Raw genomic sequence first — 25,882 nt, 5'->3', positions numbered from 1 at the left:
CAAGAGGGTTTTGATTAATAATTTTTCACAGTAATATGATAACAGCTCTGCTGCTTCTCCTTAATATAATATATCCTGCCGGCCTTTTCATAATATTTTAAAACTTTCTCCAGAGCTATTTCCATCTTCGGATTGTACTTCAGAACGTTGTTGAATCTTATGTAAGAAATATCAAAGGAATTACCATAATTATGAGAACTAATCCCTAGTGAGGCGTTGGAATTCACTCTTCTCAGTCTGCATTGGTCTTCAAGGGTTCTGGTAATGGAAGAAACAGTAAATGTACCGCCTTTCGTGTCCTTGCTGAACTTGGCTCCTATTTTTTCTAATGTGGTCTTTGCTTTGGATACCATATAGGCCCTGCTGTAATCAAGTCTCTGAACCTGATACCCTTTTCCGGATTTCTTTATTTTGTGGAATTTACCGTTATTGATGTATTTCTGTACTGTTTTTGAGTCTTTCAGCAGCTTTAGCCCAAAACTCTTAGAAGCATCAAGGTGAGATTTATAAAGCGGTGTGGGTTCAACCTTCAATACAGTGGCAAGATCATAGCAGGGAAAAGCCTTTTTTGCTGCCTGCGAATAATGTAAACTATAAATAAAAGGTACAAAGACCACACATAAGAACTTTCTCATTCACCAACCTTTAAAATTACAAATGAAAGATAAAACATTTATGTTATATCTTTCAAAACTGACTATAGTACTCTACAAATAAATCCCAAACAAACTTTACACCAAATTATATATTTTATAATTTTTGTTCCCTTTTTTTGAAATATTTTTTCAGTTTTAACTTTTTACTTTAAGATTTAAATTTTACATTTGAGATACATTTAAACAATAAACAATATGATAAAAAAACTTTTCGCTGAATTTTTCGGCACATTTTGGCTTGTTTTCGGAGGTTGTGGAAGTGCTGTTTTTGCAGCCGGTGTTCCAGATATTGGCATCGGACTTCTAGGAGTTGCTTTAGCCTTCGGCCTTACGGTTCTTACAATGGCTTACGCTGTAGGTCATATTTCAGGAGGGCATTTTAATCCGGCAGTTTCTTTCGGGCTTTTAGCGGGAGGAAGATTTCCTGCAAAAGACCTTATTCCTTACATTGTAGCGCAATGTCTGGGGGCGATTGTGGCAGCAGGATGCCTGTATACGATCCTTAACGGTGCCGGAGCGGTAGAATTCTCAAAACCCGGAGATTTTGCCACGAATTTTTACGGTGAAGCTGTTTACAATGGAAAAGCGTTCAGCATGGGTGCTGCTTTCCTGGCTGAGTTCTTATTAACAGCATTTTTCCTTATCGTGATCATGGGAGCTACAGACAAATGGGCTAACGGTAAATTTGCCGGTCTTGCCATTGGTCTTGCCCTTACTCTGATCCACCTGATCTCTATCCCGATTACAAACACTTCTGTAAACCCTGCAAGATCACTTTCTCAGGCAGTTTTTGTGGGAGGAACTGCTATGTCACAGCTTTGGTTGTTCTGGGCAGCTCCTATTTTAGGAGGAGTTGTGGGAGGATTGATCTATAAGTTCTTACTTCAGAGAGACACTGCTGAAATTGCAGATTAATTTTAAATAACATTCAATGATAAAATCCTGCCAGGCGGCAGGATTTTTTATGTAAGCTTTTTGATTTCAAAAGGATTTTTAAAAATCAGCTCTTCATGCTTTCCCTTGATTTCCATTTTGCGCTGAAGAAGATTCAGGGCCATTTTCCTGATAAAAAGATCTTTATCATTCAGTTTCCAGTAAGAATCTTCATGGAGCTTTCTGGGCTGGCGGATCAGGTAAAATTCGGTTTCCCATGTATCCACATTATGATAGAATTCAATAATCCCGCAATGTTCCGGAATAAGCCCAGCATCTACCATTCCCATCGGGAGCAGAAAACTAAAAGAATTACACATATAATCCCCGCAGGAAATTTTATCGTGTTTCAGAAATTTTTCTCCGGTATCTTTATTCAGGTATGATTTTTTGAAATCATTTTTAAAATCACTTTTTGAAAGTTTGATTTCAATTTCATGGCTACCCCTTCTGCATCAATGATCAGGATATCTGCTTCCCAATCTGCCTGAAAATAATTAGTCAGTACAATCTCTTTTTCAAAATCGCAGTGGGTATGGATATATGCGTGTATGAGTTCTTCTATTTTAATCATTGTTATGGTTGTAAAATGTACAATGTACAATGTAAAAAGTAATAATGATATTACACTTCATTAATAGTAAATATTGTAACACAATATTCGCAAAGGCTTTTCACTCAGCAAAGTTACAAGCTATTTATAGCTGTTATAATTATACAAAAATGGACAGACGAAGCGACTTCGACTATTCACATTTTTTTATTAAATCATCAGCTTACGAGCAGGCTGCAGCCTCTGATATCGGAATGGTCTATTCTTCCCAGTACCTGAAATTTATCTCCGGTTATTTTCCCAAGATCTTGTGTTGCTATAAATGAGCAGGAATGGACATTGGCAAGGTCAATAATATTAACAGCGCCCGTTCTTCCTTCTTTTTCATAAGCTAAAGGATCTTCCGCATTCCTCACCATGATTCTCATCCAGTTCGGGCATTCATACTCGTTATTCCCAAGGGAATATGCTTGTGAAAGCAGTTCTGTCATGGAATATTCAGAGTATATTTTATCTGTTTTAAGGCCTTCCTGTAAGATCTTCAGCAATTCATCTTTTGTCATTTCTTCTTTTCTGCCTTTCATTCCTCCGGTTTCGATCACTATCAGATTTTCAGGAAAATTGAGAGATTCTTCGCTTTGCCCGGAATGACAATAATCCAGAAAATCAAGAAGAGCAAATGAAACTCCGAAAAGAATAACTTTTTTATCCTGAAGCTTATTCAACAGGTCAAAGAGTTCAGCATGATTGTAAAGAAAATATCCGTTTTCCGGCTTACCCGATTTTTTCATCAGATAGTCTACCATATAGATCAGTGATGAATGTTGTTTCTCAAGATAACTTGGGAGCAGACCCAGGAAGATAAAATCTTCCGGTTTTCCTATAAACCGTTCAAAGCTTTTATAAATACTTTCCTCATATAACTCCGGATCTGCAATGAAATGTCTGGAAAGATTCATCTGAGTAGTTCCTGAACTTTGAAAATACAGATCTGCCGTTACATTTTTATCCAGAATCTGATGGTTTTTAAACATTTCGATAGGTAAAAACGGAATTTTGGCCAGGCTGTTTACCTCATCGGGATTCACATTCAGAAAGTCAACGAACTTCCTGTATATTTCAACATTTTCATATTGATAACGAAATGTTTTCAATGATGCATCCAGGAAACTTGTTCATTCTGTATGTTGAATATATTGTTCAGTTCCATAATTTTTAAATTCATTAATCCTCACTACGAGGCAATTACAGAGATAAAATATTGTTATTTAATAATTTTTTAATGTACAAAACCTATTTTGGTAAACTTATTGCAATCAATTATCTGGAATATGGATTAAAAACAAGAGTGGGTTTTCCACCTGTTCGAAAGTTACCTCTTTTTAGAGGTAATTTTTTTGTTTTATTTTTCAAAAGTCTTCAATTCAAAATCTTTTTCGAATACTCCATAGGTAAAATAAGAAATCCAGTCCCCGAGATTGATATATTTTGCACCCGGTTCCAGATCCAATACCATAGGCAGATGTCTGTGTCCATAGATAAAGTAGTCAATCTTCTGCGTTTTCAGCTTTTCTTTGGAATAAATAATCAGGAACTCTTTATCTTCCCCAAGAAATGCTTTGTCTTCTTCTCCTGAGATCATTTTATTTTTTGGGAAAGGTATAATGCAATTTTCATTGCAATATCAGGATGAAGCCATTTAAAGAACCATTGTGCAACAGGATTCGTAAATAGTTTTTCATTCTTTGTATCCTTTATCACCAGGTCCCAGGCCATCTCCATGAGCCAGCAGAAACTGCTTCCCTCCCATTTCAAAATATTGTTTCTGATAGAATACCGTACAACCAATCTCTTCTTCCAGATAATCTTTCATCCACAGATCATGGTTCCCGACAAAGAAATAAATATGAATCCCCCTGTCTTTGAGTTCTGCAATTTTACCAAGCACCCGGACATATCCTTTGGGAATAACATGCTTCCACTCATGCCAGAAATCAAAAAGATCACCCATTAAAAACAATACCTGGGCGTCTCCTTTGATCTCGTCCATCCAGCGTATAAACCTCTCCTCGCGCAACTTACTTTCCTTTGGCGTAGGAGCACCAAAATGCTGATCTGAAGCGAAATATACTTTTTTCCAGGTTCTAAATTAATTGTTGTTTTTAACACCTTCTGAGTTTTGTGGGTAAATTATTGATTATCTTCAGCAAACCACTCTCCATAAGAGTTTTCTGTCTCATGAAGTTTAAGATAAGCTAAAGAAATTCCTTCAGGAAGTTTTGATTTGATTTTAGCGGCGATTGCGTACAACATATTCTCACAGGTTGGCTGGAAACTGCAATAAATAACTTTATGGCCTTTCTGTTCCAGATCATCTCCCAATTCTTTGTGTGGAGACAGTGCATTGACAAGAACCGCATGGTCCCATACGTCTACGATCTCAGATTTTACGATACTTTTGATATCTCCGAAATCAACTACCATCCCATTTTTAGGTTATCAATATCATTAATCGGTTTTCCTTTCACTGTAACAAACAGCTTATAGGAATGTCCATGCATATTTTTACACTTCCCATCGTAGTTGTAAAGTACGTGAGCCGTTTCGAATGTAAAAATTTTTGTAATACGTATCATACTGCAAAGATATGATAAAACCGCTTAACACAGAAAAGACTATTGTTTCTATTGATGCGATTTTAAAATATTCTTTAATCCATTTTAAAAGTCAGATTATTATCTCTGGTTCCATCAACATTCATTGCATTGTAAGGTACAGAAAGCCAGCCTTTTTATTCATGACAAATTTAAACTGATAAGTTTTCCCTTTTCAAACTGAGATTTTGGCAGTACCAGTTCAAAAATATTGCCGTTTTTCAGGCTCATATAATATGCGTGATCATCAGGATTCCAGTTATTAAAAGAGCCGGTAACTGATATATTTCTGATATATTCTACACTTTGTTCGTCCGGAAACGGGTAAGAAAAAATGATGTTATCTTTTTCAGTCCGGTAGCCATAAACTTCTTTTTTAAGATCAGGATGAACAAGAGGTTCAGACCTTGTATATTCTTCTGCCACCATGTATGGATTCAGCATTCGTTTATCCATCATACCGGCAATCTGATTGATCACTGGATAAAAACAGCAAGTTTTTATATCCGCTGGACATCACTATAATTGCTAAATGCCTGTCAGGAAAAATTCTGTAGGCACTCACATTTCCCCCCGAAAATTATAGGATCTTATATTATTAAAAGTATCTGTATCCCAGCCATGAGTGAAAGTAATCTCTTTATTTTTGTATTCGAATGGCTTCCACATTAACGCCCGGGTGGCTGGTTTTAGAAAATCATTCTTACTAAGATGAATGCTCCACTGTAAAAAAGCAGGCAATGAGATGGCCAGACCGTTGGCAGCATGTGCTCTTCTTCCTTCCACAAATGTAGATTTATCATACTGATGTGTATTCTTGTTGTAAATATATTTTACAATTCTGTTAGGAATTTTTCAATGGAATTGGATGAAAACACCACCTGATTTCTGGAATCTGAGAACTGATTCTTCAGGATATAATCTTCAAATTTCTCTCCGGTTACTTTTTCAATAATCATCGCAATCAGCATATAGTTTGTCTGATTGTATCTATAGTCAGTTCCGGTTTCAAATTCCATTTTTTCTTGTGACAGGCGGTTAATAACCTCAGCGTTAGTTGCATCTGTTGCAATATCACTGAAGTTAATCCAGTCAGGTAACCCTGAAGAATGAGACAAAGATTTTTCACCTTAACATTCTGCCATTCTGCCGGTATATTGTCAATATATTTTGAAATTTTATCTTCCAGAGATATTTTTCCTTTCTCAATAAGCTGGAAAAGCCCAACATTGGACATCAGTTTTGTAGTAGAATACACCCTGAACATAGAATTAGAATCTACTTTCTTATCGTTTTCCAAAGTTTCTGTTCCGTAGTACTTCTGGAAAGTTACTTTATTATCGGTTACAATTCCGACAGCCATTCCCGGTATCTCATTGATTTGAATAACCTTTTTGATATAGTCATCGATGGCCTTTGATTGTTCTGTAGTCTGGCTGTACGCGGTAAAGAAAAACCTGAAAACAGTATTGGTAAAATAGATAGTTTCATGGAGATGTTTGTTTGATGTTCCTTATTAAAACAGCTGTGGACCTTATTGTATTACATCAGAAAAATGATCTCCTGGTTCAGGCATTATTTATCATTTTTTCAAATCTGTTAATGATTTTGTCTTCTCTCTGATCACAAAAACTTTTCCAACCAGTCGCTTTCCAAACGCTTGATCTTTTTAGTTTCAGGATCAAATAAAATCCAAAGTGTGCTTGAATCTACCACCAGCTCATCATTGCAGTAAAATTCTACCTTTTGTGGCTGTCTGGCTCCTTCGGGGGCCAGAGGGTAGGTTCTTACCGTAATGACATCATTCAGATAAACCTGTTTTTTATATTGGATATGGTGGTCCAGAAGCATCCAGACATCATTTGCATACTCTGTTTTATGTTTTAACAGATCCCAGTGCTCTGCTGCCACTTCTTCCACCCAGTGCACATACTGTACATTATTGACATGATTATTCTGATCAATATGTTGTTCTGTTACTTTTATCTGTTTTTCGTACATTAAATTCATTCTTCTGAAAGTTTACTCAAATTTATTATTTTTAAAACAGAACTTTTCCAGAATTATATAATATTTAACCGTTGTTTTTTTAGATTATAAAGTATTTCTATAGATTTTTTTATTGTTGTTTTTAACCATAAATCTTAAAAAAAGTTTAAGTTTAGAAAGATCTATTATTTTATTTTCAGAACTGTAAAATTCCGAAAGCCGGATTTCGTAATCTGAAATATTGGTATAAGAGGTACAGAAAATGGTAATTAAATCCACCCATTCACAAATTTGTTTATTTACATCTTTTGAAAGGTCATTGACAACAATTTTTTTAAGTAATTCTACACCGGGTTCAAAATCATTTCTTACAATATTGGTTAATACCTGATTAATGGTTTCTACTAGCATAAAATATTTCAGATTCTCCGGTGTCTTTTGTAATGAGCGAATATCATATCCGGAGGCTTCTTCCGGCAAATCATAATTCAGCAAATAATGGATATTGGAAAGAGTGGTTTTTTCCCAATTTTTCAAATCATTTAAAGTTAAATAAACTTTAGACAAGTTCATCAGCATTTGAGATATATGTAAAGAAATAATTTCCGAATATTCGTAATTATTTAATTGAACTCCATACCGGATACCTTCTAAGGTAATATCGATAGCATGTTTCTTTTTATTGGTTTTAAAAGCCAGATAAGACTTGGTAGAAGTAATGAATGTTTGTATATAATTGTAAGAAAAACCACTTTGAGGCAGTAATCTTTTGGCCAGTACATCTGCATTCGCAAAAGTATGATTAGCTTCTGCAATTTTTCCTGATTTTGCATGGATAAACCCTTTGCTGTATTCTTTGTTAAGGTATACAATGGCCATATGATCCAAATGATCTTTAACATTATAAGAAATCATTTTTCAAAGCTTTCCAGGATTTCTGATTTTAATGTTAAACTATTACTAACACCTGTTATTGTACTTTGGGATATTTCTTCTGTTTCTCTGCTAAAAATTTTCAGTTTACTATATTTAAATGAAGGACATTTTACTTCAATTCTATCAATATATCCGCCACACAATGGTAAAACTGGGCATTCAATACAGTCTTTATGTATTTTGCGAGTTTTAATAAATTCTAATACTTTGTCATAATCAACAAGAAATCCGGATATCGGTAATTCTTTCAGATAATGATGAACAGATGATAAAAGCGATAAGGAATCCTTCCTTTTTGTCTTACAAGTTTATCCCTGTAGGTATGCAGAACAGCATTGTTCATTTCCTTAAATGAGATATTCTCTTCATCTACAGAAGTTCTATAAGTTTCGAAATCATTTGTATTATAAACAATTGCATGGGAATACATTTGTTTTTCTTCACGAAAATTATTTAACCATTTATAGATATAAATTTTACTTTCAAAAGAATTTTTGTCCAGTTTTTCCAACCTCAGAATGGATATATTTTCCAGTTGTTGAGAATACTTTGGTAATTCTTCTTTTATAAAATCAATATTATTTTTATTCTGAAAGGTGAAGAGCAGACAGATATCCTTATATTCTATTCTATTCAAAAGATGAAATATATCCCGAAAAATAGTATCAGAAAAGTGATGATCATCAAAAACAATCGTTAATTTATTTAGGTTCTGCAAAGATTGGGTAATATTTTCTTTTTCGTCAATCAGTTCCGGAATTACAATATCCTTAGTGATCAATTCACTTAATATTTCCTTATCTATAAACTGAAATGATTTTTCCTGCAGTAAATGGTAAACTGTTTTACTGATCAATACCTTTTTGTGTGAGATATACGAGTGTAAATAAACATTTTCTCTGTTTATTTCTTCTTCATAAATTTCAAAAAATCGGATAATTTAAATATACTATTGGTTGATTCTGTTGACCTCATTGCTATTGGTAGATTCTATCTGCTCTCTGTTGGTATTTTTCTTTCCTTTAGAAAAGCTATAGGACAGTCTTAGGGACACACTTCTTATAGCAAATCTATTTTCGATTTCTCTATTAAAATCGGATTCATTGACATCTATTTTAATTTTTTTAAGATTAAACAGATCATTAACATTCAGGTTAACATTCAACTTATTATTAAAAAAGGATTTTCTAATGGACAGGTTTATTACCCCTTGCGGATGAAGATCATATATACCATAGAACGTTTTTGAAAAATAGCTTCCGTTAAGTTCTATAAAGAAATTGTCCTGAATTTTAAAAGTGTTACTAATTCTGATGTAAGGTGTTACTTTTTCATAAGATTGTGGATTTTCATTATTCACTTTAATTTTTCGATAAATTACATTAGAATACAGACTGAAATTCCACCATTTATAAATATCAAAATAAGTACTGAATGATGCTAAATACATATCTTCATCATTAATGTTATCAAATGTAGAAATCGTCTGTGAATCCTCGTTGGTAATGAAAACATTATTGATAACATTAGAATTCTTCTGGTAAAGAAGGGTGAAATTATGCTTTTTCTTAATCAGATATGTAAGCTCAAAACTGTTTGAAAAATAAGGTTTCAAAAAAGGATTTCCTTTTGAAATGGAAAACGGATCTTCAATATTTTCGAACGGATTAAGAACTCTGAATGCGGGCCGTGTTATTCTTCGTCCATAGGAGAAGTTTAATGTATTATCATCTGAAGGTTTATATTCAAGAAAAACTGTTGGGAAAAATCCCATCTGTTTTGGGAAATAGATTCAGATGAAGTTACCGAGTTTGCATTATAATTGGTATTTTCAACTCTCATCCCCAGGTTCATTCCCCATTTATTCCATTTTTTTGTCATACTGGAATAGAAAGCGAGAATCTTTTCATCATATATAAATTCATTTGAACGAACAGAATTGTATATTTGATTCACTCCATCAAAGAATTGTATATTATTATTGGTTTTGGAGTTCACATATTTTGATCCAATCTGAATGGTTAAATCATTTTTAAGCACTTTATTATAATCCAAATTGAAAGTATGGATATTAATTTTCATAGGATTTTTTATAGTTAAAAATGTATTTGGTCTTATGCTGTGATTGTTATCATCAAAGAAGCTATTGTTTAGATAAGATTCCTGATGATTATTATAATTGATAAAATTATAGCCTGCATCTATTTTGCTGCCAAGCGAGTCAATCTTGTATCTGTAAAAAGCATTAAATGTCTGATTATTCAGCCTTAAAGGTTTTTCATTGTTGGTAATATATATTGAGTCAATATTAAAATTGACGGTATTTCTTATTGAATTTACTGATAACCCATTGGTTGTGCCATCCCAGTAGTTCAGATTATAATTAGCACCTGCAACGTTTTTATCGTTGATATTATAGTCAAGTCCCAGATTGAGATTGTGTGCATTAATTTTCTCTTTATAATCTTCGTGCTGACTGAGCTGTAAAGGTTTATCAAAGAAAGTTTGCGTGTCATTATTATCATTAAATCCCCTACCTGTTCCAAAGGAATAACTAGCCTGTGTTGTGACTTTTTTCTTTCTATATACAAGCATTAATCCTGTATTCCATTGAAAGCGTCTATGCTGCTGCACTTCATTGTACACCGTACCTGTTAGTCCGTATTTATAGTTGTTTTTTGTATTGATGTTAATCACAGCTCCTTTATTGGCTGCGTCAAATTCAGCTGAAGGAACCGAACTTATTTCGATATTTTTAATAGATTCTGAAGGAATTGATTTCAGATAATCCATTAGTTCTCTTCCTGAAAGCTGTAGCTTTCTGCCATCCATATAGACTGTTACCGATTCATTTCCCCTGAAAGTTATATTCCCAATATTATCGGTCTGAATCTCAGGGGAAATATTTAATAATCGATAAGTATTATCTCCTACTTTATAAATACTATTTTCTATATTAATAATTGTCTTGTTAATTTTCCTTTCCAGGAGGGGTTTAACAATAACAACTTTATCTATTAAAATTGTATTCTGATGAGCTGTAATGTTTCCTAAATCAATAGATTTATTATTAATTTCAAATATCTCCTTATATTTAATTGAAGTTCCCTGCTGAATACTGATGATATATTTTCCGTTTGACAGATTTTCAAGAATAAATTTTCCACTATCATCGGTAACCGCAGCTTTTACAAGTAAAGAATCTGATTTTGTGCTAAGAATTACTTCCGCTGCTGCCGGCAAACCATTCTCGTTTACTACTTTACCGGCGGCTGAATATTTCTGAGAATATACAGATTGAATAAGGCTAATAAATAAAAATACTGAAAGGATTTTTTTCATACTTAAGCAAGAGCAAGATGCTTTTTAATAATATTTTCAACAATCTCCGGGCTGGAAAAAGTTCACATCTAATTCGTCATCTTCAAATTCAATTGAGAATTCGTCTTCAAGGGATGATATAAAAACCAGCGCCAGCATTGATTCTGAAGTCAATAGCTGTAATCTGTCCTGGTCATTCTCACACCCTTCAAAATATCACGGTACTCATTCTGCGTTAAGTCCTGTAAAATATCACTGATTTTTTCCTTTATATTGTTTTCCATAAAAATTGTTTTTGGTTTTTACTCTGATCTTTATACGAGATCGGACTGACTTAATTTTTCAAATTGACTTTTGATCGTTTTTTCAAGATGTTTAAAATCTTCTATGTTAAATTTTCTGATGGCTATTCTAACATCGTCGTAGTTGATTTCGTTAATAAATTCCTGCTGAAATGTATCGGTATCTTCCAAATTAATATGCATATGATAATTGCTTCCGGGGATATAAATTAACTCTCCAGGTTCCTGGATAGCATAAAACGGTTTGATCGCATTTTCAGAAATTTTTCTGTTAATATCTTCGAGGTTATCCGGTTGATATTTAGAGAGGTTATTACTTATTTCAGAATTAAATGCAGACGGATATACCAGCCAAAGTCTTTTGCCGGAGGCTAAAGCATTCCACTTACCTTTGTTAAATTCTTCGCGGTTTAAATTTGAAAACATTTCTTTCTCTTCTGACATCATATCAGTTTTTGTCGTTTTATCTTCAGATAGCCAGCAGTTAAAGACATTTAAAATTTTTTCAGTATCTGGTTTTCCATCCTCAGATTTAAATGCTTTTTTAAAAACAACCGATTCCTCATACCCATACTGGTCATTAAAATAATCTTTTTTAACCACCTCACTATCATCATATGTTAAAGCATGATAGCTGTTATTTATTTTATTGATATCTATTTTCATATTACAATTAGATTTCTTTATACTTATACTGCTACTTTTCTTTAGTAAAGAAATTTACGATTTCTTCTATTACAGTATTGTGATGACTGGTGTCTTTGATATTGATTACTTTCTTATCCAGGTTTTCATTATAATAATTTAATCTTTCATTATATTCTTCTTCACTTATCTTATCAAAAGATACAATGGTTTTATACCCATGATGAAATTTGTACTGCCATGGAGTCAGTACATAAAAAAGCACTTCCGTTTCTACAAATGATTTTATAGTATCCACTGTTCTCTTTATGACCTCAATGGAATCGCTGGGACTGATCGTACAAACAATAGCATCAGGATAGAAAGACTTTACATAAATTAGTTTTTCTGGTGGCAGAGAATCATTTACAGGGTGTAAAGGAAGTATACCTCCCTGGCTTCCTGTGATGATAATATCCGGATCTTCAATTTCTTCAATACTTTGAGTCAAAAGTCTTAATGATTTATTCCATTCCCGAAGGTCTACAGATACGGTCCCATTGTGACCTATCGGAAAAACGCAGGAAGAATTAAGAAGTATCCCCTGAGGTTCAGTGGAAATATGTGAAACTTTATACCCTTCTTTTTCCAGTATTTTCCTCATCATCATCTGTGTGGTAAATTTGCTCTGTCTGCTGTTTGTTCCTACCACACAAACAGAAGGTTTTTTCAATGCAGCATAGTCTGTATTCCGGTATAGAAAATTTTTCTTTTCATCATCAAAGGATGTTAAAAACAGTTTCCCTGTGTATGTGAATCCACCATCGGTAATCTCCTGGTTAATAATATCATATACAGCCTTATCCCAAACGATAAAGTTTTTGTTTCTTACGATACATTCTTTGATCAGTGTGTAGCCAAAAAAAGAGTTTGCGTCTGATAATTTATCAAGAAAATACCCTATTACAATGGTATCAAAAAGATCGAAATGCTCAGAATCCAAAGATCTGGTAATGAAATCAATATCCTTTTTCTTCAGTAATTCTATTGTATTATCCAGTTTGATGACCCTTGGTGAGCCAATGGCTAAGATTAAGTTTGAGCTTAAATCTTCTTTAAACTCAATTAACGTTTTCATTTCTTTCTCTTCAAAAGGAAAAATCGCAAAATTCTTAACTGATTCGTCAAGAGTAAAACATCTTTAAAAGTACGTTCTTCTTTTACGGATGTACTTTCATCATGACTGACTTTTAACCGATCATGTTTTGTAAGACTTATTGTATCATTGTCAGAATGTACATAAACCCAATTGTTTAACTCTTCTCTTGTTTTCCACTCTCCTTTTATATACGCTTCAGCAAGTATTGATGTAAAATGAGCTGTTGCCAGGCTTGTTCCTGTACTGAATTGATATTTGTTTCCTGGTGTAGCCACTCTTTGAACCCCCTTTAGCCAAAACATTTACGAAAGAATCTAATCCCAGAAATCTGAAACTTTCTTTACTTTTAACAATTCCTGATCCTACTCCCAATACAGTTTTAAAGTTTGCGGGGAAACATAAATTATCATGTTTATAATAGGCAGAGGCAATTACTATAATCCCTTTATCAAAAGCATTCTGGCAGGCTTCTTTTAATTTTGCGGATGGGCTGTTGGTATTAATCCCCATACTGATATTCAAAATTTTGACATCAGTATTATTTGTCAAATATTCAATAGCTTCAATCAGTAAATCTTCTGACACTATATGATCAAATGATTCGATTTTGACGATAATGATCTTTGATGAGGGAGAATTCTTATGTATAATCGATACGATTCCGGTTCCGTGCCCTTTATTGTCTGAGAATTCGTTTTCTATGATAATAATCTCATTACTTTCTTTTTTGTAAATAGTTATCCCCTCGATATTTAAACCGGTAAAGCGTCTATGCTCTTTATCACATCCTGTATCAATAATTCCTATAGTCATTATTCCTGATGTTATTTATTAGAATGTCCGGAGTTAAAAGTGTCTACTCTTTGTGGAGCTGTAATGGTTTCAGGCTGTTCAAACATTCTCAGATATTGTGTTTTCAGGTAATTCTCCAGTTTATACTTCCATGGTGTACACTCTGGCACTTTCTTTTTATGGCTTCATATGAACATGATATTTTATCACAAATAGGGAGATAGCTGCAGTTTCTGCATACATCGCTATGGGTATATCTGTTAAAGGCAGAATATTTTTGAAATCTATTAGGATCATAAGGTTCAAAGACATTGGTGGGTGCTTTAGAATCATCGTGAATGGTTTCCCAGCATTTATGTACATAGCCGTTAGGATCAATTACCAGACTGATAGGGGAAGCCCAGGTGGCGCAGGTAGACTGATACATAGGTAAGTCCCATTTCAGTTTTGCAGTCTTTTTGTTTATCCCGGCTGCCCAGTTATTGTATCTTTTGATCAGTTCAAGTCTGAAATTCTGTTTAAATTCAAAATATTCATCAACACTCATTCTTTTGTTGCCTTCCTCTTCAGATAAATCAATTTCTTCATAAGATCTCAGCCATGCCGGATCAAAATGGATTTGTGCATTTTTTTGAGGCCATATGCCGTACTCATAAAAATCATCAAGTAGTGTTGGAATACTTTCTGCAACCTCCTTGTCGATATTGAGTCTAATGGTAAAACTCAGGTCTTTACTATCTACTTCTGCAATATTCCGAATTATTTTAAAATAATTTTCTCCTTTTGTTTGCTTCAAAGGTCTTTTTCTATCATGAACCTCCCGGGCACCGTCTATCGTTATCTGGGCTGTTCTGACACCACTTTTCACTAAGATGTCTGCATTTTTTATTCAGATAAATACCATTGGTAATAACGTTAGCATCGTACTTTAGGTTGAACTTTTGTGCCAGATTTCTCAGATCAACAGATAAATCTTCAATGGCTTTGACATTGATTAAAGGCTCACCTCCGTACCAGGTTACAGACAATGTATGAACGACTTTTCCGGAGTTAGTAACAATTTGGCTGATATAGTCTACAATTCCTTTTTTAACCTTGTCATCCTTAAGGGTATGATTTGGTTTTACAAATTCAAAACAGTAGGAACACCCCATATTACAGGTAATGGTAGTACCAATTGTAAGATTGATGACTCCTGCATTTTTAAACTGGGTCTCGTTTACATTTCTTTCCAGTAGGTTAAGAACATCAAAGTCACTGTCTATCAGATATTCTTTTTCAGAGAGATCATTGATAAAATTCTGTGAGTAATTGTCAGAATCGGCATGTTTCATCATTGCTATGCCACTCAGTTGAATGCCATCATCATAGGTTAAAACATCCAGGCCGCCCGTAAGAGTGTTATATAACAAAAACTCATCTCTTTCTTCTACAGGCACCAAAATATTAAAAGGATTATTTTTTATTAGTGACATAATTAATATAGATTAGTGATTTTCGTAAATTAAATAAATACAGCCCTATTTTATTTATTATTATTTAGAAAAGAACATCAGTATCATCCCCTGTACTACCTTGAGGTGTCCAGTTGAATGTTGAGCAAGTAAATCCGTCACAAAGAGATTCTACTTCTTTAGCAGCTCTGTCTTTGATTGAATTTGGTTTTACTAATTCTTTTTTCATAAGATTTGATTTGTTTTGTTAATAATAATTTTAATGTTAGAATAAAACATCTGAATCGGTTCCTGTATCCCCTGCAGGACTTTGCCACAAAAATGTAGCACAAGAAAACCCATCACAAAGTGATTCTACCTCCTTAGCGACTCTGTCTTTAATAGAATTTGGCTTTACCAGTTCTTTTTTCATATTAATTAAGATTACTTGTTATACAATAATTGCGTACTAGAACAAAACATCTGTATCTGTTCCTGTATCACCAGTAGGCCAGCTCGCAAATGAACCACAAGAAAATCCATCACAAAGTGATTCTACTTCTTTAGCTACTCTGTCTTTAATTGCGTTTGGTTTTACTAATTCTTTTTTCATATTAAAAAATTTAATTTGTTATACAATAATTTTAGTTTTTAGAACAAAATATCTGTGTCGTCTCCTGTATCTCCTGCTGGCGAATGAGAAAACGTACCACAAGAAAATCCGTCACAAAGTGATTCCACTTCTTTAGCTACTCTGTCTTTAATAGAATTTGGTTTTACTAATTCTTTCTTCATAAAATGAATTTAATTTGTTAAACAATGGTTTTAGTTTAGAACAAAATTTCTACATCCTTTCCTGTATCGACAGTAGGCGGATTGTTAGAAAAATTGGAGCACGTAAATCCATCACAAAGTGACTCGACTTCTTTCATTGCTCTTTCCTTAACAGGACTTGGTTTTACTAATTCTTTTTTCATAATAAAAAATTTGATATGGCTTTTTCAAGCACTTTATCTTTATAGGGCTGTAAATCTTCAACAGATTGTATTTGGATAAATACATCTGGTTCTATTCCTTTTTCTTCGATGATTTTTTCATCTAAAAATATCTTTCTTTTGCTTCCAAGAGCATTGGTTGTTATGGTAATTCCGTCCGGCAAGTGAATCTCATATGCAAAGGATAATGCTCCTGCAGTATGCTTGTCTTTACTTACAATATGAGTGGTCTCTTTTCTATATTTCGATAGTGCGTAGGCTATCATTTCTGCAACACATGCTGTATCCGCATCTACCAGTAAAATAACTTTTCCTTTTCTGCTATAATTGTAGGATGTATCCTTTGAACCGTTTACGATCACAGCATTTTTATTATCTGCCTTGTCATAACCATAGTTAAAAACAAATTTTTCCCCGATAAAATAAGAAAGGAACTGTGATGCTGCTAAAAAGTCTCCTCCGGTACATCCTCTTAAATCCAGCAATAATCCCTTTGACTCATTAATTAGATTAAAATTATTGAGGTAGGCTATATTCAGATCGTAAGTAATTTTATTAATTTTAAAGTAAGTCCAGTAATCATTTATTTTTTTATATAAAGATTCTTCGGTTTAAAATTATCCGGTATTTCATATTTATCTTTAATAAAGTAAGAAACATTAGCAACTTCTCCTGAAGGCTTACTAAATTCAAGGTTCATATAGCTTTTAACAGGCTGTTTTAATAATTCATCATTAATTTCCTTATAATTCATATTCTTCGTAAGAATATGATCGTTTATTTTCAGCAAGGAGCTTCCAACCGGAATCTTTTCACGCAGTTCTGGATCAAATACTGCAGAAACAATATACTTTCCTCCTATCGGATAAGTGTATACCGGACTTATTTTTTGGGCTTTTCACAAACAGATCCTATTTTGAAATGTGGATCATTAATAGTACGTTTGAAATAACTGTTTGCAGAATCTATAAATTCACATTTTGATAAATATTTGTTCTTATCAAAGTAAAGCTTGCTTACTTTTAAATATTCATCTTTATTAATTTTTTTAACATCATAAAAAGGATAATCTTCCAATAAAAGCAACAATGTTTCTGCTAATAATTCCTTACTATCAGTTTTTCCAATATTGTCAACTTCTATGCGGCCTCTGAAAATTTCATTGGTCACTTTTTCAGGAAAAGATGCTAATTCTCCATTAGATTGAAATGGCGTAGATGAATATTGATTTGTGTATTGGTTATTATCAAATGGTTTTTTCTGAAAAACAGCAGATGGTGAAATTTCATCTTTCAATCTATAATTCACCAGATCCAAGGATGAAAATATCAAATCATAAGGGAGTCCTTTTTCTTTAACATCAAACTGAATTTCAATTTCTTTCGGGTATTTATCCTGATCCAGATTCAAGCTTGTAATTGTAGGATATCCATAGCCTTCAGCCGGAGTAATAGTATTTAATTCTTTACGTTGATTGTCATTGGTTATTATATAAATACGGATCTTTTCTATATTCTTAGTGTAATATCTGTAGGATAAGGAAACTGGTTCTTTAAACTGATTTTTAATATCATCAGGAATAGATATTGTGGTATTTGCAGTTACCTTAAATGATATATTTTTACTTGGAAAGTTATTATATACAGGAAAGAAAAAGTTTGAATTTTTCTCTTTACTGATAACAGAATACAGGGGTGTTATTATTTCGCTTTTATAATATGCCCTAATCTGTCCGCTTACAGCATGAAAAAAGAGAAATGCACAGCAAATCACGGTTAATCTGATGAATTTCATTAAAGGTTATTGTTTTTGTTAAATGTATTAAAAATCTAAAACATTACACAAGAATAATGAAATTAAAATTAAAAAAAATTTTAAGTTTGTTTTATTAAACTTTTAACCATTTCAATGTTCAAATACTTTATATCCTTTATGAAGACGCATATGAAGTTACAGGTAGCTCTGCTCCTGTTAATGATAATAAGCAGCGTCTGCTCTTTGGCATCCCCTTATGTCCTCAAAATCATTATTGATGATATTTTTCCTCACAAAACGTATAGCTACCTGATTAGTACGCTGTGTATTTTAGTTTTAATTTATATTATAAGAATTGGTATAGGCATATTGTCAGATATAGCCTATACAAAAATAAGTAAAGATATCATTGCAGATATTAGGGTAGATGTGTTCAGTAAAATCTTAAAAAGAATTTAAACTTCTTCCGTGAAAATAAGTCCGGAGAAATTGTTTTCTTACTCACCAATGATATCGGGAATATTCAGAATATGATGTCTTCTCTGGTGCTGGCTTTTCTTAACAATTTATTTACCGTTGTCAGTGTACTTTTTATGCTTTTCGCATTAAATGTAAAATTAACATGGGTTAGCCTAACTATTATTCCTCTTATTATTATCTGTTTAAAATTGTTTGTTCCATATGTAAGGAAAACCTTTTCTGAAATTCAGGTAGAGGAAAGTAAGATCTATGATTATCTTATGAATTGCATCAACAATATAAGAGTGATACTCTCCTACGGAACAGCAGATTATGAGAAAGGAAGAGCTACAAGAATGCACGAAAAACTAATTAAAGTAAGTATAAAAGCTTCTCTGTACAATGCCTTCAGTAAAAATACCACAACATTTTTTATAGCTATAGGTCCTGTAATCGTTTTATTAGTGGGTGGTAAGATGGTATTCCAATCTGAATTGACAGTAGGTTCCCTGATTGCATTCATCCAGTATCTGAACAGAATCTATAACCCGGTAATAAGCCTATCAAACAGTTACAATGATTTTGAAAAGGCAAGAGTTTCTATGGAAAGAATTTACAGACATATCAGTAATGAAAATCCTGACGAGATTAAAGCGAATTCACTGAATATTCAAATATCAGATACTGCCTCTATAAGCAAAATAGAATTCAGGAACGTTTCTTTTGTTATGGCAATAAAACCATCTTAGAAAATTTAAATTTCACCTTTGAAAAGGGAAAAGTGTATGGGATTATTGGAGAAAGCGGAAGTGGGAAAAGTTCAATAATTAATTTACTCTGCAGGCTGGAAAAGCCAAGTACCGGCAATATTATTTGTAATGACAGAAATATTGAATATTTTGATAACTGGTCACAACATATTGCTTTGATAGAAAGAGAAAATCAATTATTCAATGATACTATAGAAAATAATATTTCTTATGGTTCTCCAGTACCGAAATCCAGTCTTTTAGAAGAAATCATTTCAGATGCTGAATTAATTCATGTTATCAGCGAAAAGAAAGATGGACTGCAGACAAATATCAGTAATTATACTACTGTTATTTCTGATGGGCAGAAACAAAGAGTTTCTATTGCCAGAGCTTTATTAAAGAAGCCGTCCATTATTATCTTTGATGAGGCAACCTCTGCTTTGGATATTTTGCTGGAAAAGAAAATTGTAGAAACCTTAAAAAGAAAATATTCAGATTCTATCATTATTATTGTCACTCATAGACATAATCTACTGGACGAGTTGGATGCTGTCTATAAAGTTCAGGATAAAACAATCCTCAATATTCGTAAAAATATAGTAACCAATACCGAATTACATTAACTCAAATTTTAATATGTCAAATTTTAAGAATCTCTTTTCTAATATTAAAAATGATGAAAGAATACTTTTATCGTTTGACTCAAATTATCTTGTTCTTAACGGAGAAATTGATTTAAGAATCATCAGATCACTTATTTATACTATTTTAGAGTCTCCTCAAAATGAATTTACAATCAATGACAGAACAGGACTATTGCAAGAGATTATTGAAAAGTCCGGAATTTCGCCCTCAATAAGTAAAAATATTACAATTACTTTCAAAAAGATTAAAGATCTTAACTATAAAAAATATGATACCATTTTTTCTCTGGAAATTTTAAGGGAGGAATGGGAACAAATTTTCAAAGCAGATAAAGACCTGATAATACCCAACATGGTATATTTTCCTGCATCAATGATTAAAGAGTTCATCTCTATTTATGAAGCAGAAGAAATCCGGAGCCAGCCCTTGAACAGGAAACACTTTTGCCTGCAAGTATTCAGAAAATAATCAGCAGAAACAATATCAATAAAGCCAAACCTATAGAAAATGTAATAATTCTGGATGATCACCTGAGGCAGTTTTACATTGGAGACACCCATATGTGGCTTTCATCAATAAGACAGATACAATCCAAAACAGACAGCACAATTACGATTGCCTGCGGAAATGTTCTTTTCTATAAAAAAGCTATTCAGATTTTCACCTCGAACCCATTTCCTGAAATGAATATAATTCTTTTGAACTGGGACACCCTGAACCTCCATGCCTTTGATACCATTATTTGTCATCAGAATTCAATTTTACCACTATTAAAGTTTTATGAACAAAACTCTGACACATTAGCTGACAAAAAAATCTACCGGTTTGCTCCGAATACTGAGTTCAACAATCTTAGAATAGCTCATCCCTGGGATATCAATCATTTTTTTAAAGACAACCTGGGAATTGAGAAAAAATTAAAAGCATTAAAAAGCTTAAAAAGCAAACTCATAAAGAAATATATTTATCTGATGAAGAAATAGATGCTGCTGAAGACTGGATAGCAAAGAATGGATATTGCAAAGGAAACAAGCTTTTTATTGTATTTGATGAGTCATCATATTCTGAGAAGACACTAGATTTTGCTAAAACATTAGCATTAATCAAATTAATTTTAGCCACCCCTGAAAACCAAATAATTCTTTTTGATTATGAGAATACGGGAAAAAGAAACAGACTAGAATCTCATTTGACATCATCAGAATACAACAGGATTATATCGGTCAATGGTCTGAATATAAGAAAAGAAATGGCTATTATGGCAAGTTCTGGAATTTTCTCAATTATTGGACCATGTACCGGAATGATGCACCTTGCTAACGGAATTTATTTAGAATTGCTAAATAATAAAAGAAGAAATAAACATCAGATTCCATCAATAATTGTATATTGTGGTACTGGGATAGATGCTAAAAATTATCATCCCCGTTACTGGTGGCAAGGTGCTATGGTCACCTGTGTTGCTGCCACTAAACAAAATGATTTAATTTTACTGAAAGAATTACATGAAATCCCCTTAGATATTGAAGAGTTCCATAGCTGTTATTTACCTGTCTCAGGTATTGAACCTGAACATATCCTATCACTTCTTAATTAATAAAAAAACTACTAACAAACCATGAAAATAGTCCAAAGTTTTTGGTCAAAACCTTACCATTCCCGAGATCTGTTCTTCTTAAATTCCGGTGGATGGAGCCACAGAACATTTAATTATATGAGTTGGGCATTAAGCTGCCTTCGGTTTAAAAAATTCTACAATGTTGAGCTTGTTACAGATACAGTAGGAAAAGAATTATTAATTGATACTTTAGAACTTCCTTACGACAGTGTATCACTTAAGCTGGATGAATTAAATGACACCTATCCCAATCCCAAAAACATCTGGGCACTGGGAAAATATATGCTTTTGAAATACAGCAGGAACCATTTATCCATGCTGATGCCGATGTATTTATCTGGGAAAATTCCTGACAGAATTGAAAAAGGAGAGCTTATTTCCCAACAGCTAGAACAGGATACGGGCTATCACGAAGGAAATTTAAAAGAATTATATTCCTGTCTTGAATTTGTCCCTGAAATTATAGAGTCATATTATAAAAAAACCGGTGATGCCTCTCAATATAATGCAGGTATTATTGGCGGAAATAATATTTCATTTTTTAAGGAATATGCAAAATTAGCCAGAGAAATAGTAGATAAAAATATTAATGCACTTGAAAATGTAGAATTTTCAGTTAATAAAAATGCATTCCCTTGTTTTTTTGAGCAATATCTATTTTTATGCATGGCCAGAGAAAAAACATTGATGTAGAAGTTCTTATTAACAACCTTAAGCCTAAAGAACATATTTTTCAAGAACTTATCAATTTTCACAATGCTCATAGAACTCATTATATCCATTTACTCGGTGCATATAAACTAGCATATAATAATGCTAAACTTGTATCCTACTATCTGTGGAAAGAATTCCCTTACTACCATGAAAAAATTACCAACCTCATCAATGATAAAAAGATTTAGACATGAGTGATTTCAAATACGATTTATTTACAGATGAAATAAGCTTGAAGCTTCTTCATGCCAACCCTAATATGATAGTGGTAAGAAATCTGCTTAAGGAGCTTAAAAAAGCTGTTGAGAAAGATAACATTATTAAATCTCAATCTGATCTTGAGGAATTTAAAAATTTTGAAAGAAAACATATTGAAAACAGTATTGAGGCAGTTCAATATGATAATAATACATTTGGAAAATTGAAGCTTCAGGTAAACCCATATTTGATTTTTGTAGAATCCCGCATAGCAGAAAATGGTGTAGTGGATAATGCTGAAAATGATATTATCCTGCAGCCCAATTTTATTCCTTTCAATTATTTTCATTATGTTCCTTCTTATTTACATAAGAACGATAAACAACTTAAAAAATTAAAATTACAATATAAAAATTTCAGCCTAGAACAGATTGCAGGAATTGAGAATGACAAAAGTGCCCTGGTAATAGATCTTTTAAAATCTTTCCTCCTAAAACAGTATTTAATAATAGCTCCTGAGAATGAATGAGTATACCTTGAAAGATGGCGAAAAACTTCCTTTTCTAAAACAAATCCAGGATTACCATAAGTACTCTGCTTTAGGGAGTACCTGGATGGTGGCTAGACTTGATTTTCAGAATTTTGATATCACTAAATTTAAAAAGGTTTATTTCGAACTTTTACATGAACAGTCTATTTTAAGAACAATTTTTGTAAGAAATAATGATGGGTTGATCCTTAGAAATACTCTTCCGGTTTCTTTATTTACTGTCAAAATTTTTAATGTGGATGATTATACAAGAATTGATCATTTTTTTGATTCATTTCATAATGATTACAGATATTCAGATTTATCCAGTCCCCTAATCAAGCTATTTATTTTTAATATCGCTAGTATAAGTTATGTTTTCCTTTGTATCAATCATATCATATGTGACAGACACTGCGTCGATAAAATTAAAGAGAATCTGATAAAAAAGTATATAAATCCGGAATACGCATTTCATTTCTATAGCTTTGATGACTATTGCAGTAAAAGAAACTCAGGATTATTTCAAAAATTCAATAGTGATTATTCTTTTTTTGAACAAAAATTCAATCATGGATTTGAAAATAATATTGATAAAAGTAGTGAATATTCATGGATAAAAAGCATATGCAATCTCCAGTATCACTATTATCTAAAAGAAAAAAATCACTTACTACTGACTCACTGGTAAAATTAGATATGGACAGATTAAGCCATATCAATATAAAGAGCCTGGTTATATGTGCTTTGCTAAAAACTCAAAAAACCTTTTTAGATAAAAGCCATCATATAGGCTTTTTGTTTAGAGATTCTGCTCATCCTAATTTTAATAATTGTATAGGGCAATTAACTGCAGAAGGAGTTATTTCTTCAAATTCTGAAAACATAGATTATCTCACTGTAAACAAAGAGCTTTTTAATTCATACAGAAGACCTATCTTCAATTATTCAATGTATAATTTAAATGAACTCTATTTAGAAGAAAATTCTACGCCTGTATTTTTGAATTTTAGCAAAACAAAAGCCGAATATACGCAAACTTCCTATTCTTTCAATGCATCATTTTACGGTGCCGCTATTTTAAAAGGAGACATTGAGCCCAATATTATTTTATATAGCAACGGATATTTACTATGCAGATGGCTGTTTGATGAAAATAAAATAAGCAAAGAGGAGATCTCTAAATTTAAAGATCTGTTCGCTATTAACATTCAGAATGAAAGTTTGTTATTACATAATCACTAAATTTTATATTTTATCATGAGGTTTAAAATTATTATAAAAAAACGGAATCAGGTCTTCTGATTCCGTTCCTATATTCGGTATATAAAATTTATTTGGATTTCCCAGCCGGCTTAGCGGTTGTTGCTGAAGCACCCAATTTACTTTTCACAAGCGCCGTGATATCTTCACTTCCGTCGTTGTAAACAAGGTTATTGGTTTCCTGAGATGCAATATCGAAAACATAATTGATCCCTCTTTCTTTAGCGGCAGCAGCAATAGCAGCTTTTACTTTTTGCTGCAATGGAGTAAACAATTCATTTTGTTTTGCAGAAATATCTTTAGCAGCCTGGGCTCTTGATTCTTCTATTTTTTACCAAGACCCTGTAATTCCGTCTGTGCAGCAATCAGTTCTTTAGTGACTGCTTCTTTGTTGGCTTCGCTAAGAGTTTTTTCTTTATCCTGTGCTGCTTTCAGCTTAGTCTGATAATCTCCGATCAATTTTTCAATTTCAGTCTGCTTGGTTTTTGTCAGGTTATCCACAGTTGCACTTATTGTTTTTACTTCGGATAAACTTGCAAAAATGTCATCAGTATTCACGCTTCCGATTTTCTGTTGGGCTTTTGCAGCATTTGCAGTAAGTGTTAATCCTAATGTAATAAAAAGTACTTTGATTAAATTCATTTTTAATTTTTTCGTCCCCAAATATAACTCAATTTTGATTATTTATGATGAAAAACCTTCCCAGAACAGAGAAGGTTTAACATCAAAAATATGGAAAAATGACTAATGGAATTGTGCGGTTTCTGTAGAATCCTTCATCGCTACCGTAGCTGAAGAACCGTTTGTAACAATATTCTGTACTTCATCGAAATATCCGGTTCCTACAAAAGACTGATGTTTCACTGCTCTGAATCCTTTCTGCCAAGGTGTCTCGTTCTTGTGTTCTGAATATCCTGCCATTCCTCTTTCTTTATAGAGCCAGTTCAAACATCGCAGTATTCAAAGCATGGAATCCTGCCAGAGTAATAAACTGGAATTTATATCCCATTTTTGCCAGCTCTTCACGGAAGGAAGACATTTCTTCTACGCTCAGCTTTGCTGCCCAGTTGAATGATGGAGAACAGTTATAAGCAAGCATCTTTCCAGGGAATTTTGCATGAATTCCTTCGGCAAATCTTCTTGCCTGCTCCAGATCAGGATTTGAAGTTTCCATCCAGATCAGGTCTGCATAAGGTGCATAGGACAAACCTCTGTCAATCCCTTGCTCTACTCCGTTTCTTACTACATAAAACCCTTCTGAAGTTCTTTCTCCTGTTACAAATTTTTTATCTCTGTCATCAATATCTGAAGTCAGTAAATCCGCAGCATCAGCATCTGTTCTTGCAATAATAAGGCTTGGAACTCCCAATACATCGGCAGCCAGACGCGCTGCAATGTTTATTGACAGCTTCTGAGAACCAGTACTTTTCCACCCAAATGCCGCATTTTTTTGCTGAGGACAGCTGGTCTTCAAAATGTACAGCTGCTGCTCCTGCTTCAATCATTTGTTTCATCAGCTCAAAAGCATTCAGATTACCTCCAAAACCTGCTTCTGCATCTGCAATGATGGGCACTAAATACTCTTTATTACCGGTTCCGTTT

At 33.0% G+C, this 25,882-nt stretch carries 30 protein-coding genes and 8 pseudogenes; 9 read left to right on the top strand and 29 right to left on the bottom strand.

What is annotated here, in order from left to right; all coding sequences use genetic code 11:
* Positions 1–14: 14 nt before the first annotated feature.
* The gene (locus OWR28_RS00185) at positions 15–635 is read right to left on the bottom strand and encodes a DUF5715 family protein (protein WP_332384992.1); all 621 of its coding nucleotides are present in this window, start codon (positions 633–635) and stop codon (positions 15–17) included.
* A 219-nt stretch (positions 636–854) separates the two neighbouring features.
* Here OWR28_RS00185 and aqpZ point away from each other — a divergent pair, with 219 nt between their 5' ends.
* Positions 855–1,571: an aquaporin Z gene (gene aqpZ / locus OWR28_RS00180; protein ID WP_332385082.1), complete on the top strand. Its 717-nt coding sequence runs from the start codon at positions 855–857 to the stop codon at positions 1,569–1,571.
* Positions 1,572–1,618: 47 nt separating this feature from the next.
* On the opposite strand, the gene OWR28_RS00175 is transcribed toward aqpZ, so the two are convergent.
* From OWR28_RS00175 to OWR28_RS00060, 25 genes and pseudogenes are all read right to left on the bottom strand, one after another.
* A complete protein-coding gene (locus tag OWR28_RS00175) occupies positions 1,619–1,909 on the bottom strand; it encodes a hypothetical protein (RefSeq protein ID WP_332384991.1) in 291 nt (96 codons plus the stop codon).
* 56 nt (positions 1,910–1,965) lie between these two features.
* The gene (locus tag OWR28_RS00170) at positions 1,966–2,163 is read right to left on the bottom strand and encodes a hypothetical protein (protein ID WP_332384990.1); all 198 of its coding nucleotides are present in this window, start codon (positions 2,161–2,163) and stop codon (positions 1,966–1,968) included.
* Positions 2,164–2,360: 197 nt separating this feature from the next.
* A pseudogene (locus OWR28_RS00165) lies at positions 2,361–3,352 on the bottom strand (LuxE/PaaK family acyltransferase).
* 192 nt (positions 3,353–3,544) lie between these two features.
* Positions 3,545–4,279: pseudogene (locus OWR28_RS00160) on the bottom strand (UDP-2,3-diacylglucosamine diphosphatase); the annotation flags it as partial.
* Between the two features lie 53 nt (positions 4,280–4,332).
* Positions 4,333–4,778: pseudogene (locus tag OWR28_RS00155) on the bottom strand (6-pyruvoyl trahydropterin synthase family protein).
* Between the two features lie 159 nt (positions 4,779–4,937).
* The gene (locus OWR28_RS00150; RefSeq protein ID WP_332384989.1) at positions 4,938–5,255 is read right to left on the bottom strand and encodes a hypothetical protein; all 318 of its coding nucleotides are present in this window, start codon (positions 5,253–5,255) and stop codon (positions 4,938–4,940) included.
* A gap of 102 nt (positions 5,256–5,357) precedes the next feature.
* Positions 5,358–5,582, bottom strand: a complete 225-nt coding sequence (locus OWR28_RS00145) for a hypothetical protein (protein WP_332384988.1) — start codon at positions 5,580–5,582, stop codon at positions 5,358–5,360.
* Positions 5,583–5,629: 47 nt separating this feature from the next.
* Positions 5,630–6,159: pseudogene (locus OWR28_RS00140) on the bottom strand (serine hydrolase domain-containing protein).
* A gap of 260 nt (positions 6,160–6,419) precedes the next feature.
* A complete protein-coding gene (locus OWR28_RS00135) occupies positions 6,420–6,797 on the bottom strand; it encodes an acyl-ACP thioesterase domain-containing protein (protein WP_332384987.1) in 378 nt (125 codons plus the stop codon).
* Between the two features lie 93 nt (positions 6,798–6,890).
* The gene (locus OWR28_RS00130) at positions 6,891–7,700 is read right to left on the bottom strand and encodes a hypothetical protein (RefSeq protein WP_332384986.1); all 810 of its coding nucleotides are present in this window, start codon (positions 7,698–7,700) and stop codon (positions 6,891–6,893) included.
* A 268-nt stretch (positions 7,701–7,968) separates the two neighbouring features.
* Positions 7,969–8,577: a hypothetical protein gene (locus OWR28_RS00125; RefSeq protein ID WP_332384985.1), complete on the bottom strand. Its 609-nt coding sequence runs from the start codon at positions 8,575–8,577 to the stop codon at positions 7,969–7,971.
* A gap of 93 nt (positions 8,578–8,670) precedes the next feature.
* Positions 8,671–10,316: pseudogene (locus OWR28_RS00120) on the bottom strand (outer membrane beta-barrel family protein).
* A 1,040-nt stretch (positions 10,317–11,356) separates the two neighbouring features.
* The gene (locus tag OWR28_RS00115; protein WP_332384984.1) at positions 11,357–11,947 is read right to left on the bottom strand and encodes a hypothetical protein; all 591 of its coding nucleotides are present in this window, start codon (positions 11,945–11,947) and stop codon (positions 11,357–11,359) included.
* A gap of 94 nt (positions 11,948–12,041) precedes the next feature.
* Positions 12,042–13,106 (bottom strand): DUF1611 domain-containing protein, encoded by a 1,065-nt coding sequence (locus tag OWR28_RS00110; protein ID WP_332384983.1) that lies wholly within the window; start codon positions 13,104–13,106, stop codon positions 12,042–12,044.
* Positions 13,107–13,322: 216 nt separating this feature from the next.
* Positions 13,323–13,940, bottom strand: a complete 618-nt coding sequence (locus OWR28_RS00105) for a S8/S53 family peptidase (protein ID WP_332384982.1) — start codon at positions 13,938–13,940, stop codon at positions 13,323–13,325.
* 103 nt (positions 13,941–14,043) lie between these two features.
* Positions 14,044–14,787 carry an SPASM domain-containing protein gene (locus tag OWR28_RS00100; protein ID WP_332384980.1) on the bottom strand — a complete coding sequence of 248 codons (744 nt, stop codon included), beginning with the start codon at positions 14,785–14,787 and terminating at the stop codon, positions 14,044–14,046.
* A complete protein-coding gene (locus OWR28_RS00095) occupies positions 14,729–15,394 on the bottom strand; it encodes a hypothetical protein (protein WP_332384979.1) in 666 nt (221 codons plus the stop codon). Before OWR28_RS00095 ends, OWR28_RS00100 begins: the two co-directional genes overlap by 59 nt.
* A 64-nt stretch (positions 15,395–15,458) precedes the next feature.
* Positions 15,459–15,602: a FlmA family RiPP peptide gene (gene flmA, locus OWR28_RS00090; protein ID WP_332384978.1), complete on the bottom strand. Its 144-nt coding sequence runs from the start codon at positions 15,600–15,602 to the stop codon at positions 15,459–15,461.
* A 36-nt stretch (positions 15,603–15,638) separates the two neighbouring features.
* Positions 15,639–15,785 (bottom strand): FlmA family RiPP peptide, encoded by a 147-nt coding sequence (flmA, locus tag OWR28_RS00085; RefSeq protein WP_332384977.1) that lies wholly within the window; start codon positions 15,783–15,785, stop codon positions 15,639–15,641.
* Between the two features lie 36 nt (positions 15,786–15,821).
* Positions 15,822–15,965, bottom strand: a complete 144-nt coding sequence (flmA, locus tag OWR28_RS00080) for a FlmA family RiPP peptide (protein ID WP_332384976.1) — start codon at positions 15,963–15,965, stop codon at positions 15,822–15,824.
* Between the two features lie 38 nt (positions 15,966–16,003).
* Positions 16,004–16,147, bottom strand: a complete 144-nt coding sequence (gene flmA / locus OWR28_RS00075; RefSeq protein WP_332384975.1) for a FlmA family RiPP peptide — start codon at positions 16,145–16,147, stop codon at positions 16,004–16,006.
* A gap of 35 nt (positions 16,148–16,182) precedes the next feature.
* The gene (gene flmA / locus OWR28_RS26690) at positions 16,183–16,329 is read right to left on the bottom strand and encodes a FlmA family RiPP peptide (RefSeq protein WP_433986344.1); all 147 of its coding nucleotides are present in this window, start codon (positions 16,327–16,329) and stop codon (positions 16,183–16,185) included.
* Positions 16,326–16,880: a S41 family peptidase gene (locus OWR28_RS00070; protein WP_332385080.1), complete on the bottom strand. Its 555-nt coding sequence runs from the start codon at positions 16,878–16,880 to the stop codon at positions 16,326–16,328. The genes flmA (OWR28_RS26690) and OWR28_RS00070 overlap by 4 nt, the downstream gene beginning before the upstream one ends.
* A gap of 50 nt (positions 16,881–16,930) precedes the next feature.
* Positions 16,931–17,137 carry a hypothetical protein gene (locus tag OWR28_RS00065; RefSeq protein WP_332384974.1) on the bottom strand — a complete coding sequence of 69 codons (207 nt, stop codon included), beginning with the start codon at positions 17,135–17,137 and terminating at the stop codon, positions 16,931–16,933.
* Between the two features lie 92 nt (positions 17,138–17,229).
* Positions 17,230–18,141 (bottom strand): hypothetical protein, encoded by a 912-nt coding sequence (locus OWR28_RS00060; RefSeq protein WP_332384973.1) that lies wholly within the window; start codon positions 18,139–18,141, stop codon positions 17,230–17,232.
* A 114-nt stretch (positions 18,142–18,255) separates the two neighbouring features.
* Between OWR28_RS00060 and OWR28_RS00055 the strand changes: the two are divergent.
* The 8 genes and pseudogenes from OWR28_RS00055 (at position 18,256) to OWR28_RS00020 (ending at position 24,262) form a co-directional block, all read left to right on the top strand.
* Positions 18,256–19,310: pseudogene (locus tag OWR28_RS00055) on the top strand (ABC transporter transmembrane domain-containing protein).
* Positions 19,311–19,342: 32 nt separating this feature from the next.
* Complete coding sequence (locus OWR28_RS00050) at positions 19,343–19,936, top strand: ATP-binding cassette domain-containing protein (protein WP_332384972.1); 594 nt, start codon at positions 19,343–19,345, stop codon at positions 19,934–19,936.
* Between the two features lie 13 nt (positions 19,937–19,949).
* Complete coding sequence (locus tag OWR28_RS00045) at positions 19,950–20,426, top strand: hypothetical protein (protein ID WP_332384971.1); 477 nt, start codon at positions 19,950–19,952, stop codon at positions 20,424–20,426.
* On the top strand, positions 20,402–20,941 hold the full coding sequence (locus OWR28_RS00040) for a hypothetical protein (RefSeq protein ID WP_332384970.1): 540 nt from the start codon (positions 20,402–20,404) through the stop codon (positions 20,939–20,941). The genes OWR28_RS00045 and OWR28_RS00040 overlap by 25 nt, the downstream gene beginning before the upstream one ends.
* A 266-nt stretch (positions 20,942–21,207) precedes the next feature.
* Positions 21,208–21,555: a hypothetical protein gene (locus OWR28_RS00035; protein WP_332384969.1), complete on the top strand. Its 348-nt coding sequence runs from the start codon at positions 21,208–21,210 to the stop codon at positions 21,553–21,555.
* Between the two features lie 21 nt (positions 21,556–21,576).
* A pseudogene (locus OWR28_RS00030) lies at positions 21,577–22,478 on the top strand (DUF6734 family protein).
* Positions 22,479–22,480: 2 nt separating this feature from the next.
* The gene (locus OWR28_RS00025; protein ID WP_332384966.1) at positions 22,481–23,017 is read left to right on the top strand and encodes a hypothetical protein; all 537 of its coding nucleotides are present in this window, start codon (positions 22,481–22,483) and stop codon (positions 23,015–23,017) included.
* 612 nt (positions 23,018–23,629) lie between these two features.
* Entirely contained in the window at positions 23,630–24,262 is a 633-nt protein-coding gene (locus tag OWR28_RS00020) for a hypothetical protein (RefSeq protein WP_332384965.1), read from the top strand.
* Between the two features lie 88 nt (positions 24,263–24,350).
* Here the strand turns inward: OWR28_RS00020 and OWR28_RS00015 are convergent, their stop codons facing one another.
* The 3 genes and pseudogenes from OWR28_RS00015 to OWR28_RS00005 form a co-directional block, all read right to left on the bottom strand.
* The gene (locus tag OWR28_RS00015; RefSeq protein WP_332384964.1) at positions 24,351–24,554 is read right to left on the bottom strand and encodes an OmpH family outer membrane protein; all 204 of its coding nucleotides are present in this window, start codon (positions 24,552–24,554) and stop codon (positions 24,351–24,353) included.
* A gap of 50 nt (positions 24,555–24,604) precedes the next feature.
* Complete coding sequence (locus OWR28_RS00010; protein WP_332384963.1) at positions 24,605–24,922, bottom strand: OmpH family outer membrane protein; 318 nt, start codon at positions 24,920–24,922, stop codon at positions 24,605–24,607.
* A 102-nt stretch (positions 24,923–25,024) separates the two neighbouring features.
* Positions 25,025–25,882, bottom strand: a pseudogene (locus tag OWR28_RS00005) (isocitrate lyase/phosphoenolpyruvate mutase family protein); the annotation flags it as partial.

Source organism: Chryseobacterium sp. 1B4 (assembly GCF_036631475.1).
Classification (GTDB): Bacteria; Bacteroidota; Bacteroidia; order Flavobacteriales; family Weeksellaceae; genus Chryseobacterium.
Note: the sequence above shows the minus strand (reverse complement) of the source record. Positions and strands in the feature narration are given on the sequence as shown.